Source organism: Streptomyces sp. NPDC001922 (genome assembly GCF_042891165.1).
In the GTDB taxonomy this organism is placed as follows: Bacteria; Actinomycetota; Actinomycetes; order Streptomycetales; family Streptomycetaceae; genus Streptomyces.
In genome coordinates, this window is record NZ_JBIASV010000012.1 from 99,714 (window position 1) to 112,834 (window position 13,121).

The 13,121-nt window shown below is 72.0% G+C and carries 9 protein-coding genes; 4 read left to right on the plus strand and 5 right to left on the minus strand.

The window, feature by feature from the left end:
* Positions 1-100: 100 nt before the first annotated feature.
* Entirely contained in the window at positions 101-328 is a 228-nt protein-coding gene (locus ACFYYR_RS22930) for a hypothetical protein (RefSeq protein ID WP_046925631.1), read from the minus strand.
* A 433-nt stretch (positions 329-761) separates the two neighbouring features.
* Here ACFYYR_RS22930 and ACFYYR_RS22935 point away from each other — a divergent pair, with 433 nt between their 5' ends.
* From ACFYYR_RS22935 to ACFYYR_RS22945, 3 genes are all read left to right on the plus strand, one after another.
* The gene (locus ACFYYR_RS22935; protein ID WP_388856520.1) at positions 762-2,894 is read left to right on the plus strand and encodes a type IIA DNA topoisomerase subunit B; all 2,133 of its coding nucleotides are present in this window, start codon (positions 762-764) and stop codon (positions 2,892-2,894) included.
* 251 nt (positions 2,895-3,145) lie between these two features.
* Positions 3,146-3,691, plus strand: coding sequence for a DUF485 domain-containing protein (locus tag ACFYYR_RS22940; RefSeq protein ID WP_388856522.1), 546 nt, complete (start codon positions 3,146-3,148; stop codon positions 3,689-3,691).
* A 56-nt stretch (positions 3,692-3,747) separates the two neighbouring features.
* Positions 3,748-5,340, plus strand: a complete 1,593-nt coding sequence (locus tag ACFYYR_RS22945) for a cation acetate symporter (RefSeq protein ID WP_388856951.1) — start codon at positions 3,748-3,750, stop codon at positions 5,338-5,340.
* Positions 5,341-5,491: 151 nt separating this feature from the next.
* Here the strand turns inward: ACFYYR_RS22945 and ACFYYR_RS22950 are convergent, their stop codons facing one another.
* From ACFYYR_RS22950 to ACFYYR_RS22960, 3 genes are all read right to left on the minus strand, one after another.
* Positions 5,492-6,175, minus strand: coding sequence for a response regulator (locus ACFYYR_RS22950; RefSeq protein WP_388856525.1), 684 nt, complete (start codon positions 6,173-6,175; stop codon positions 5,492-5,494).
* Positions 6,172-7,818 (minus strand): ATP-binding protein, encoded by a 1,647-nt coding sequence (locus tag ACFYYR_RS22955; RefSeq protein ID WP_388856528.1) that lies wholly within the window; start codon positions 7,816-7,818, stop codon positions 6,172-6,174. The genes ACFYYR_RS22950 and ACFYYR_RS22955 overlap by 4 nt, the downstream gene beginning before the upstream one ends.
* Before the next feature lie 201 nt (positions 7,819-8,019).
* Positions 8,020-8,967, minus strand: coding sequence for a sucrase ferredoxin (locus ACFYYR_RS22960; RefSeq protein ID WP_388856531.1), 948 nt, complete (start codon positions 8,965-8,967; stop codon positions 8,020-8,022).
* Positions 8,968-9,225: 258 nt separating this feature from the next.
* Here ACFYYR_RS22960 and ACFYYR_RS22965 point away from each other — a divergent pair, with 258 nt between their 5' ends.
* Positions 9,226-10,278, plus strand: coding sequence for a CobW family GTP-binding protein (locus ACFYYR_RS22965; protein ID WP_388856534.1), 1,053 nt, complete (start codon positions 9,226-9,228; stop codon positions 10,276-10,278).
* Between the two features lie 139 nt (positions 10,279-10,417).
* On the opposite strand, the gene ACFYYR_RS22970 is transcribed toward ACFYYR_RS22965, so the two are convergent.
* Positions 10,418-12,868, minus strand: coding sequence for a DNA topoisomerase (ATP-hydrolyzing) subunit A (locus tag ACFYYR_RS22970; RefSeq protein WP_388856538.1), 2,451 nt, complete (start codon positions 12,866-12,868; stop codon positions 10,418-10,420).
* Between the last annotated feature and the right edge of the window lie 253 nt (positions 12,869-13,121).

The following is a 13,121-nucleotide window of genomic DNA, read 5'->3' on the forward strand; positions in this document are numbered from 1 at the left end:
GGTGCGGCCGGACAGAGAAACGGGCGGTTACCCCCTGTGTCAGGGGTAACCGCCCGCCGACCGGCCCTGGGCCGGCACTGGCTCGTCGTCGTGCGAAGCGTCAGCGTTCCTCGTCGGGGGCCGAAGCCGGAGCGGTGAGACGCTCCGTCTCGTCCTGTATTTCCGCGGCGATCTTCTTGAGTTCCGGCTCGAACTTGCGTCCGTGGTGGGCGCAGAAGAGCAGTTCACCGCCGCTCATCAGGACGACGCGCAGGTAGGCCTGGGCGCCGCAGCGGTCGCAGCGGTCAGCGGCCGTCAGCGGGCTCGCGGGGGTCAGAACAGTAGTCACGTCGCCTCTTCTCTAGCTCGACGAGCTGTCGTACCAGGGTCAACATCCAACCAGGCCGAAAACGTTCCCGCTCGTGCCTTTCCTTCGAAAGTTCCTTCCGGGGTGATCGGATGCTGCCGGTTGGCGGCGAATGAGCCGTAGTGCTCGGGGCTTACGTATTCATCGCGCTTGTCGTGGTTTGTCCGTCCGGCTGGATTGCCGTTTGTTCATGAGGACGTGCCCGGAGCCTAAATGGTTCATGCCTGGAAGGGAACGTGATGTACGCGTCACCCGAATGAGGTATCGAACGTACGAACGAAATGGGGCTAGCATGGACTTTCTCATGGGTGGCGGCGCAAAGGCTCTATCAGGCCTCGGTACCCTCTGACGGGCGACCAAGCCACCACCGAGTCCCCCAGTGGACCCACCAGAAATTCAGCGAGGAGCGAACCGCGTGACCGCCGAGACGTCCGTGCCGTCCACTGCGCTGCTGACGGGAGCAGACCGAGACGGTTCCAACTACACAGCGCGGCACCTGCTCGTCCTGGAGGGCCTGGAGGCGGTGCGCAAGCGGCCCGGCATGTACATCGGCTCGACCGACAGCCGGGGCCTCATGCACTGCCTCTGGGAGATCATCGACAACTCCGTCGACGAAGCCCTCGGCGGTCACTGCGACCGCATCGAAGTGATCCTCCACGACGACGGATCGGTCGAGGTCCGGGACAACGGCCGCGGCATCCCGGTCGACGTCGAACCCAAGACCGGCCTCTCCGGCGTCGAGGTGGTGATGACCAAGCTGCACGCGGGCGGCAAGTTCGGCGGCGGCTCGTACGCGGCCTCCGGCGGCCTGCACGGCGTCGGCGCCTCGGTCGTCAACGCGCTCTCCTCGCGCCTGGACGTCGAGGTCGACCGCGCGGGCCACACCCACGCCATCAGCTTCCGGCGGGGCGTCCCGGGGATCTTCACCGAGTCCGGCACCGACGCCCCCTTCGACCCCTCCAGCGGCCTCCTGAAGGCCAAGAAGGTGCCGAAGAACCGGCGGGGGACCCGCGTCCGCTACTGGGCGGACCGCCAGATCTTCCTCAAGGACGCCAAGCTCTCGCTGGACACCCTCTACGCCCGGGCCCGGCAGACGGCGTTCCTGGTGCCCGGCCTGACCATCCTCGTCCGCGACGAGCGGACGGCCGGCGGGCCGGAGGGCTCCGAGGCGCCGACCGAGGAGACCTTCCGGTACGACGGCGGCATCAGCGAGTTCTGCGAGTACCTCGCCCAGGACAAGGCCGTCTGCGACGTCCTCCGGCTGAGCGGCCAGGGCACCTTCAAGGAGACCGTGCCGGTTCTGGACGACCGGGGCCACATGACGCCCACCGAGGTCACCCGGGAGCTGGGGGTCGACATCGCGCTGCGCTGGGGCACCGGCTACGACACGACGATCAAGTCGTTCGTGAACATCATCGCGACCCCCAAGGGCGGCACCCACGTCTCGGGCTTCGAGCGCTCCATCACCCGGACGGTCAACGAGGCGCTGCGCTCCAACAAGATCCTTCGCGTCGCCGAGGACGACGTCGTCAAGGACGACGCCATGGAGGGGCTCACCGCGGTCGTCACCGTCCGGCTGGCCGAGCCGCAGTTCGAGGGGCAGACCAAGGAGGTGCTCGGCACCTCGGCCGCCTCCCGGATCGTCGCGCAGGTCGTGGCCAAGGAGCTCAAGGCCTTCCTGACCTCGACCAAGCGGGACCACAAGGCGCAGGCCCGGTCGGTGCTGGAAAAGGTGGTCGCCGCCGCCCGCACGCGGATCGCGGCCCGTCAGCACAAGGAGGCGCAGCGCCGGAAGACGGCGCTGGAATCCTCCTCGCTGCCGGCGAAGCTCGCCGACTGCCGCAGCGACGACGTCGAGCGCAGCGAGCTGTTCATCGTGGAGGGCGACTCGGCCCTCGGAACCGCCAAGCTGGCCCGGAACTCCGAGTTCCAGGCGCTGCTGCCGATCCGCGGAAAGATCCTCAACGTTCAGAAGTCGTCCGTCTCGGACATGCTGAAGAACGCCGAGTGCGGAGCGATCATCCAGGTCATAGGAGCCGGGTCCGGCCGGACCTTCGACATCGACCAGGCCCGCTACGGCAAGATCGTGCTGCTGGTCGACGCCGATGTGGACGGGGCTCACATCCGCTGTCTGCTGCTGACCCTGTTCCAGCGCTACATGCGGCCGATGGTCGAGGCGGGGCGGGTGTTCGCCGCGGTGCCGCCGCTGCACCGGGTCGAGCTGACGCACCCCAAGAAGGGGCAGGACAAGTACGTCTACACGTACTCGGACAACGAGCTGCGCTCCACACTGCTGGAGTTCCAGCGCAAGGGGATCAAGTTCAAGGAGTCCATCCAGCGGTACAAGGGCCTCGGCGAGATGGACGCGGACCAGCTGGCGGAGACCACCATGGACCCGCGCCACCGGACGCTGCGCCGGATCAACATCGGCGACCTGGAGTCGGCCGAGCAGATCTTCGACCTGCTCATGGGCAACGAGGTCGCGCCGCGCAAGGAGTTCATCTCGAGCTCGGCGGCCACGCTGGACCGCTCGCGCATCGACACCTGAGCGCCCGCTCCGCAGTTCACGGCCGCCGCCCGGTGGGAGTCCCGGGCGGCGGCCGTCCGCGTGCCGGCGACCCCGCCGTCCGGCGCCCCTCTGCCGGCCGTGTGACCTGGGGCGTAGTGGGCCGGTGAGGCCGCCGAGGGCATCCGTCACCTGATGGGGTGAAGGTCCGGGATTGTGCAGGCCCGGATGTTCCCGCTCTGTCCATCCTTGGGAGGCGTGGCCAACGAGGCCGCGGATCAAGGAGAGTTCGGGTGGAGAAGCACGACGGGCGTGAAGCCGGGACGATCCGGCTGGACGACCCCTGGTACGACGTGATCGCCTCGGGCTGGGGCGAGTCCGCCGACGAGAGCGCGCCGCCGGAAGCACCGGTTCCCGCACCTGCCCCGCCGCCGGAGACGCCACCGGCCGCGTCCGGTGAGACGGCCCCGCAGCAGGCGGCGGCCGGGCCGGAGTCCACCGCCGACATCTATCTGGAAGTACAGCGCAGCGCGGCCTTCCAGGAGGTGCGCAGCCGGTACCGCCGGTTCGTCCTGCCTGCCTGTGTGGCCTTCCTCGCCTGGTACTTCGCCTATGTGATCGCCGCCACCACCGCCCCCGGGCTGATGGGGCGGCCGGTGGTGGGCGCGCTGAACGTCGCCATGGTGGCCGGGCTCGCCCAGTTCGCCACCACGTTCCTGCTGACCTTTGCCTACGCCCGCCATGCGCGGCTGCGGCGGGACAAGCCGGCGCTGGACCTGCGGTGGATCGTCTTCGAGCAGAACAGGCAGCAGGACATGGCGCGGGAGCAGGACCGTTGACCGGACAGGGCACGACGACCCCGGTGATGACCGCGAGCGATGTGACCACCCAGACCCTGACGGTGGAACAGCAGACGCTCGCTCTGGTGCTGTTCAGCGCGTTCGTCGCGCTGACCCTGGCGATCACCACCTGGGTGAGCCGCAAACGCCAGGGCTCGGCGGAGGAGTTCTACACCGGAGGGCGCCTCTTCACGCCCATGGAGAACGGGTTCGCGATCGCCGGCGACTACATGTCGGCCGCCTCGTTCCTGGGGATCTCCGGGCTGATCGCCCTCTTCGGCTACGACGGCATGCTCTACTCCGTCGGCTTCTTCGTGGCGTGGCTGGTGGTCCTGCTCCTGATCGCCGAACTCGTCCGCAACTGCGGCCGGTTCACCCTGGCCGACGTCGTGGCGGCGCGGATGCGGGAGCGCCCCGTCCGGATCGCCGTGGGAACCTCCTCGATCACGGTCTCGGTGCTGTATCTCGTCGCGCAGATGGTGGGTGCGGGCAGTCTGGTGGCGCTGCTGCTGGGCGGCTCCGGGCCGCACGCCCGCGCCTGGACGGTGGTCGGCGTCGGGGCGCTGATGGTCGTCTACGTGGCCTTCGGCGGCATGCGGGCCACCACCTGGATCCAGATCGTCAAGGCCGTGCTGCTGATGGGCGGGACGATCGGGCTCACCGTCTTCGTGCTGGTGCGCTTCGACTTCGATCTCGGCGCTTTGCTGACCACCGCCGCGGAGCGCAGCGGGCACGGCAGCGACTTCCTCGCCCCGGGACTGAAGTACGGTGGCGACTGGACCGCCCGGCTGGACTTCATCAGCCTCGGCCTCGCACTCGTCCTGGGCACCGCCGGACTGCCGCACATCCTCTCCCGCTTCTACACGGTGCCGACCGCGCGGGCCGCCCGCCGGTCGGCGGTCTGGTCCATCGTGCTGATCGGCGGCTTCTACCTGATGACGATCGTGCTCGGCTTCGGCGCCGCGGCCGTCGTCGGGCCCGACGTCGTCCACGCCTCCAACCCGGCCGGGAACACCGCCCTTCCGCTGCTCGCCCTCGACCTGGGCGGCGGTCAGGGGTCCACCGGGGGGACGGTCCTGTTCGCCGTCGTCGCCGCAGTCGCCTTCGCCACCATCCTCGCGGTGGTCGCGGGCATCACCCTCGCCTCCTCGGCGTCGGTGGCCCACGACCTGTACGCATCGCTGCGCCGCAACGTCACGAAGCAGCGCAGTGAGGTCGCCGTCGCCCGGGTCGCCACGGTCGGCATCGGTGCGGTGGCGATCGCGCTGGGGCTGCTCGCGCAGGATCTCAATGTGGCGTTCCTGGTCGGCCTGGCCTTCGCCGTCGCGGCCTCGGCCAACCTGCCGGCGCTGCTCTACTCCCTGTTCTGGAGCCGCTTCACCACCCGTGGGGCGGTGTGGTCCGTCTACGGCGGACTGGCCCCGGCCGTGGTGCTGGTGGTGCTCTCGCCGGTGGTCTCCGGCAGCCCGGAGTCGATCTTCCCGGGCATGGACTTCCACCTCTTCCCGCTGCAGAACCCGGGGCTGGTCTCGGTGCCGTTGGGCTTCCTCGCGGGCTGGCTCGGGACGGTCACCTCGGCCGAAGCCGCCGAGCCGGCCAAGCACGCGGAGACCGAGGTCCGGGCCCTCACCGGTGCGGGGGCCGCATAACGCTCCTTCCCGGAGCCGGGCGCCCGGTGTGCGCCAGGGGCCGTCCTGCCGGACCGTGCCGTGCTGCTCGCGCGGCACGGCCCCGGGGCGGGCCCCGCTCCCGGGACCACGGCGGGCCCCGCTCCGCCGCTCGCGCGGTGGGGCGGGAGCCTCAGCCGGGCCGGTGCCAGGTGTAGCGGTGCTCCGGGCGGCCCGTCTCGCCGTACTTGAGGTTCATCCGCACCCGGCCGGCGCGTTCCAGCAGCTTCAGATACCGCTGGGCGGTCTGCCGGCTGAGGCCGCACCGGTCGGCGACCTCCTGGGCCGACAGCGGGCCCGACGCGCCGCGCAGCACCTCCCGTACGCGGTCGGCGGTCAGCGCGGAGTGCCCCTTGGGCAGTTCGGCGGGGGCGGCGGAGGCCGCGCCGAACGCGCCGAAGATCCGGTCCACTTGTTCCTGCTCGGCGTCCCCGCCGTCGGCGAGAGCGCGCCGCAGATCCGCGTAGGCCTCGAGTCTGGTGCGCAGCCCGGCGAAGGTGAACGGCTTCACCAGGTACTGCAGCGCGCCGAGGCGCATCGCGTCCTGGACCGTGGCGATGTCCCGGGCCGCCGTCACCATGATCACGTCGGTGTGGCGGCCGAGGTCGCGCAGCCTGCGGACCAGCGCCAGGCCGGTCTCGTCCGGGAGGTAGTGGTCGAGCAGCACCAGGTCGACTTCGTGCTGCTGGAGGAAGGCGAGGGCCTCGGCGGCCGTGTGGGCCGTACCGGCGACCCGGAAGCCGGCCACCTTCCGCACATAGGCCGCGTTGATCTCCGCGACCCGCAGGTCGTCGTCCACCACCAGCACGTCGATCATCGTGTCTCCCCCGTCCCCGTCGCCGTGAGCCCGGCCTCGTCCGGTCCGGGCCGGTCCAGCGCCGTCGCCAGGGCCTCCGGCAGGACCACGGTGAACTCTGCCCCGCCGCCCTCCCGGTCGGCCACCGTGGCGCTGCCTCCCTGCCGCTCGGCCAGCCGGCGCACCAGGGCGAGCCCGATGCCGCGCCCGCCGTGCGTCGGGGGTTCCTTGGTGGACCAGCCCTCGGTGAAGATCAGTTCGCGGTGCTCGGGCGGGACGCCGGGGCCGCGGTCGCCGACGCGCAGGATCGCGGTGCGGCCCTCCGCCCGCAGTTCCACCTCGACCTCGGGCCGGGGCGTCCCGGCCGTGGCGTCCAGCGCGTTGTCCACGAGGTTCCCCAGCACGGTCACCAGGCCCCGCGGATCCACCACGCGGTCCGGGAGGCTGGTGCGGCGGCTGATCCGGAGTGAGGCGCCGCGCTCGGCCGCCACCGTGGCCTTGCCGACCAGCAGGGCGGCCAGCAGCGGGTCGCGCACCTGCTCGGCGACCTGTTCCGCGGTGGCCCGGTGCACGCCGACGGCCTCGGTCACGAATTCCACGGCCTCGTCGTGCAGACCGAGCTCCAGCAGCCCCAGCAGGGTGTGCAGACGGTTGGCGTGCTCATGGTCCTGAGCGCGCAGCGCGTCGATCAGTCCGTGGGTGCCGTCCAGCTCCCGTCCGAGCCGCTCCAGTTCGGTGCGGTCCCGCAGGGTGGCCACGGCTCCGCCGTCGTCGGTGGGCATCCGGTTGGCGACGAGGACCCGGTTGGCGCTGACGGTGAGCAGATCCTCGCCGGTCACCCGTCCGGCCAGCACATCGGTCGTCCGCCCCGGGCCGAGCGCCTCGTCCAGCGGGCGCCCGGTGTCCCGCGCGTCCAGGCCCAGCAGGCGCTGGGCCTCGTCGTTCAGCAGCCGGATCCTGCCCCGGGCATCGAGGGCGACGACGCCCTCGCGGATGCCGTGGAGCATCGCCTCGCGCTCGGCGAGCAGCGCGGAGATGTCGGAGAAGGCCAGGTCGTGGGTGCGGCGCTGGAGTCTGCGGGACACCACGTAGGAGGCGAGGGCGGCGACGGCGAGGGCTCCGCCCGCGTACACCAGCAGGCCGGGGACGACGGCCAGGAGCCGGTCGCGCACGCTCTCGTAGGCGATGCCGACCGAGACGGCGCCGACGATCCCGCCCTCGCCGTTGCGCAGCGGTACCTTGCCGCGGGCCGACCGGCCGAGGGTGCCGTTGTCGATCTGCATGACCTCGTGGCCCGCGAGTGCCCGGCTGGGGTCGGTGGAGACGTGCCGGCCGATCCGGTCGGGCGACGGGTGCGACCAGCGGACACCGTGGTCGTCCATGATCACGACGTACTCCGCACCGGTGGAGCGGCGGATGCGCTCGGCCTCGCTCTGCACCGGACCGTGCGGGGTGGGCCGGGTCGTCCCGACCGCGTCCGCCAGCCCGGGGCGGGCCGCCGTGGTCTGGGCTATCGCCAGGGCGCGGCGCATCGCCTGGTCGTCGAGCTGGGTGCTGAGCGGGGCGAGGAAGAGCCCGGTGGCGAGGGCGGTGACGCCGGCGGCGATGACGAGCTGGGTGAGCAGCACCTGGGAGAAGACACGACGGGGCCATCCGATCCGCATCCGTCCGCCTCCGTTCCGTCGCTCGCGCACCATGCGCCGCCCGTTTGCGGAAGGCTCTCTTCCGCTTCGTTCGTGTGAACGAAGGGTAGGCGGCCGACGCGGCAGCAGGGGCCCGTCGCGCCGCTCCCGCGGGGAGGGGACGGTGCCTGAGCTGTTCTAGCGTGAGCAAAAGGCGCAGAACAGGGCCGGGCGCCAGCAGTGTCAGCCGGTTCCGCCGGGCAGGGCGCGGACGGCCAGGACGTCCATGCGCGCGGGGGAGCCCGGCGCGGCCCCGCAGCTCTCCGGACGCGGCGGTTCCGCGGCCGACCGGGCCACCTCCACCTCCCAGCTCCGGCCGTCGGTGTGGGCCACGGTCACGGTCCAGTGGGGCGGCGGCCCCTCGGGCCGGGCCTGCGTCCGGACGACGTCCAGCGCGCCCTCCCGGTCCTCGCCGGTGAGCTTCCGGACGGCGAGGTCCGCGGCCTGACCCGGCCGGTCCCAGGCCGAGCGGCCGCGCGAGCCCGTGGTGACGATCCGGCCCAGCCGCGCGGCCTCCAGCGCGCCCTTGGCGGTGTGCGCGGTGGCCCGCCCGTAGGCGTAGCCGTACGGGAGCAGCACGAAGGTGGGGGCGAAGCGGTGCCCGCCGATGTGGGTGACCTCCCAGACCGTCTCGTCCCCGTCCGCCGCCAGCTCGGCGGCGAGCGGGCGGCCGAGGAGCGCGCAGCACCGGTCGCGCTTGCCGTTGGTGCAGACCAGGGCGAGCGGACCGCCCTCGTACGCCTCCCAGAGGCCCTGGTGCCGGCCGGCGCCCAGGGCGGCGAAGTCGAGGTCCAGGAGCTGTCCGGCGCCGCCGGCGCCCGCACCGGGGCCGAGCTCGGCGGTCCGGATCCAGGACCGGCCGGGCAGCGTGTGCGCGACGTAGACCCGGCGCGGGGCGGGGCCGTGCGGGTCGGCGTGCGGGCCGGGCCGCCGGATCAGCGCGACCCGTACGCCGGTGCCCTGGGCGGCCCGCTCCAGGGCACGCCCGAGCTCCGGATCGAGGTGGCTGGAGGTGGCGGCCTTGGCGCCCCAGGGGCCCGGCTGTTCGATGAGCAGCCAGGTCGGGGCGGTGGCCGCGGTGGCCTCCGTCGGCTCGGCCAGATCCCGCGAGGCGGTCGTACAGGCATTCACAGCAGGTGAGCCTAATCCGGGCCGGGCCGAGGCCGTTCTCCGGCGCTTCCGGGAGGCGCCAGGGGCCCGAACGGTGAGCTCCGGCGGAACGGGGCGGCCCGGCGGCGCACCGGGCGGCAGACGGGTGTACAGGAGCGTTGAGGGAGGCGCGGGGAGGGGCCGTGCGCGGTCCCCGGGCGGATGTCCGTCCCGGACCGCCCGATACGATCGGCTGCCGTCCCGTGCCCTGCTCCCGCCCGCATCATGGAGGCCGAGTCCGTGGCCAAGAAGCAGATCCCGGTCATCGTGCTCGCCGGTTTCCTGGGGTCCGGCAAGACGACGATGCTCAACCATCTGCTGCGCAACAGCAGGGGGAACCGGATCGGCGCCGTCGTCAACGACTTCGGCAGCGTCGGGATCGACGCCATGACGGTGGCCGGGCAGGTCGACGCGATGGTCTCGCTGGGCAACGGCTGCCTCTGCTGTGCGGTCGACACCAGCGATCTGGACGGCATCCTGGACCGTCTCGCGCGCCCCGCGGCCCGGCTCGACGCCATCGTCATCGAGGCGAGCGGTCTGGCCGAGCCGGAGACCATGGTCCGGATGATCCTCTCCAGCACCAACCGGCACATCGTCTACGGCGGGCTGATCGAGGTGGTCGACGCCGCCGAGTTCGCGGACACCCGGGCCCGGCACCCGGAGATCGACCGGCATCTGGGCGTCGCCGATCTCGTGGTGCTGAACAAGACCGACCGGGTCGACGCGGAGGAGCAGCAGCGGCTCCTCGGCGTACTCGCGGAACTCAGCCCCGGGCGGCCGGTCGTCGCGGCCTCCCACGGCCGGCTGGATCCGGAACTCCTCTTCGAGCGCCGGGCGGAGCGGGAGGAGGCGGTGCGGCAGCTCTCCTTCGACGAGCTGTGCAGCGCGGACGACGAGCACGGGGAGCATCTGCACGCCGCGTACGACAGCGTCGCGTTCAGCTCGCCCGACCCCCTGGACCCGCGGCGGTTCATGGAGTTCCTGGACAGCCGGCCCGAGGGGCTCTACCGCATCAAGGGGTTCGTCCACTTCGGGGTGGACGGGCACCGGCAGAAGTTCGCCCTGCACGCCGTCGGCGACTTCCTGCGCTTCCGTCCGGCGCCCTGGGCGCGCGGTGAGCGCCGGACGACGCATCTGGTGCTGATCGGCTCCGGTGTCGACGCCGAGGCGCTGCGCCGGGACCTCGCGGCGTGCGTACGGACCGGGCCGGACGGGACCGGGCCCGACGAGGCGGGTCCGGACGGGACGGGGCCGCGCAGCATGTGGGGCGTGCTCCGCTACGTCCAGGAGTAGCGCGGGACCTTCGCTTCCGTACGCCAGGTGCCCTGGCCGGGCAGGCCGGTCACCGGGCGCCCCGGCTGGACGGGGCCTGCCCCATCGCGGACGCCCACCCCCGGACCGCGCCGCATCCGGCCCGGGGGAGGGGGAGCGGCTACACCGGTCCTGCCACCACGGCCACCGTCTTGGCCAGCGGCAGCCCCGAGCCGTCGCGCCGCGGATCCGGCTCGGGCAGGTCCGCCGGAGAGCCGGTGGCGGTGGCCGCGCGGGCCGGAGTCGTCCCCACCCAGGCCAGAACGAGGCCGTCCTCGCCCTTCAGGAAGCGGTGGCAGCGCACCCCGCCGGTGGCCCGGCCCTTGCGCGGGTACTGGTCGAACGGCGTCAGCTTGGCCGAGCTCTGCGCGGGGCCGCCGAGGGTGCCCCGGGCACCCGCGACGGTGAACACCCCGGCGTCCGCCGCCGGGTCCACCGCGGCGAACGAGATCACCTTCGCGTCCGCCCCGAGCTTGATGCCCGCCATGCCGCCCGCCGCGCGGCCCTGCGGCCGCACCTGGGCGGCCGGGTAGCGCAGCAGTTGGGCCTCGTCGGTGACGAAGACCAGATCCTCCTCGCCGGTGCGCAGCTCGACGGCGCCGACGATCCGGTCGCCCTCGCGGAGCGAGACGACCTCCAACTCGTCCTTGTGGGCCGGGTAGTCCGGCACCACACGCTTCACCACACCCTGCTGGGTGCCGAGCGCGAGGCCGGGCGAGGACTCGTCCAGCGTGGTCAGGCAGACCAGCGTCTCGTCCGCCTCCAGCGTCAGGAACTCCGCGATCGGAGCGCCGCCCGCGAGGTTCGGGGCGCCGGTGGTCTCCGGCAGCATCGGCAGGTCGATCACCGGGAGCCGCAGCAGCCGGCCCGCCGAGGTCACCGCGCCCACGTCCGCACGGGCCGTGGCCGGGACCGCGGACACGATCACATCGTGCTTGACGCGCTTGCCGCCCGGATCCCCGAGCGGCTCGGCACCGGCCGTGCGCGCCAGCAGCCCGGTGGAGGACAGCAGCACCCGGCACGGGTCGTCGGCGACCTCCAGCGGCACCGCCGTGACCGGGGCGCCCGCCGACTCCAGCAGCACCGTCCGCCGGTCGGTGTTGAACTTCTTCGCCACCTGGCCCAGTTCGGCCGAGACCAGCTTGCGCAGCTCCGCGTCCGACTCCAGGATCCGGGTGAGCTTCTCGATCTCCTCACCCAGCTTGTCGCGCTCGGACTCCAGCTCCAGGCGGTCGAACTTGGTCAGCCGGCGCAGCGGGGTGTCCAGGATGTACTGGGTCTGGATGTCGCTGAGCGAGAAGCGGGCGATCAGGCCCTGCTTGGCCTCCGCGGAGTTCTCACTCGACCGGATGATCCTGATGACCTCGTCGATGTCGATCAGCGCGATCAGCAGGCCCTCGACCAGGTGCAGCCGGTCGCGTCGCTTGGTGCGCCGGAACTCGCTGCGCCGCCGGACCACCTCGAAGCGGTGGTCCAGATAGACCTCCAGCAGCTCCTTGAGGCCCAGGGTCAGCGGCTGGCCGTCCACCAGGGCCACGTTGTTGATGCCGAAGGACTCCTCCATCGGCGTCAGCTTGTAGAGCTGCTCCAGCACGGCCTCGGGGTTGAAGCCGTTCTTGATCTCGATCACCAGGCGCAGCCCGTGCGCCCGGTCGGTGAGGTCCTTGACGTCCGCGATGCCCTGGAGCTTCTTCGAGCCGACCAGGTCCTTGATCTTGGAGATCACCTTCTCCGGACCCACCGTGAAGGGGAGTTCCGTGACGACCAGGCCCTTGCGCCGGGCGGTGACGTCCTCCACCGAGACCGTCGCGCGGATCTTGAAGCTGCCGCGGCCCGTCTCGTAGGCGTCGCGGATGCCGTTCAGCCCCACGATCCGGCCGCCGGTCGGCAGGTCCGGCCCCGGGACGTGCTTCATCAGCGTCTCGAGGTCGGCGCCCGGGTGCTTGATCAGGTGGCGGGCGGCAGCGATCACTTCGCCCAGGTTGTGCGGCGGCATGTTGGTCGCCATGCCGACCGCGATCCCGGACGCGCCGTTGACCAGCAGGTTCGGATAGGCGGCCGGCAGTGTGACCGGTTCCTGCTCCTGGCCGTCGTAGTTCGGCGCGAAGTCGACGGTGTCCTCGTCGATCGACTCGGTCATCAGGGAGGTCGCCGAGGCCATCCGGCACTCGGTGTAACGCATCGCGGCCGGTGGGTCGTCGTTCCCCAGCGAACCGAAGTTGCCGTGCCCGTCGACCAGCGGCAGCCGCATCGAGAACGACTGCGCCATGCGCACCAGGGCGTCGTAGATCGACGCGTCGCCGTGCGGGTGGAGCTTACCCATCACCTCGCCGACGACCCGCGCGCACTTCACGTACCCGCGCTCCGGGCGCAGGCCCATCTCGTTCATCTGGTAGACGATGCGCCGGTGCACGGGCTTCATCCCGTCGCGGGCGTCGGGGAGCGCGCGCGAGTAGATGACCGAGTAGGCGTACTCCAGGAAGGAGCCCTGCATCTCGTCCACGACGTCGATGTCGAGGATGCGCTCCTCGAAGTCGTCGGGCGGCGGGGTCTTCGTACTGCGGCGGGCCATCTCGGCTGCTGCTCCTTAGAACTGCCTGAGCGGGTGCTGACGCGGACCATTGTGGACCCCGCGACCGACAGCGCGTTCCGCGACCCGGCCGGGGCGCGGCGGCTCCCGGCCCGCTGCGGGGGCGTGCGCCCCGGCGGGCCGGCCGGAGAACCGAGCGCGTCACGGCGCCGGCCGGTGCACCGTACGTTGGACACCAGGAATGGAACATCAGCGTCCGGTTACCCGACACGCGCCGATCGCGGAAGCGTAGCGG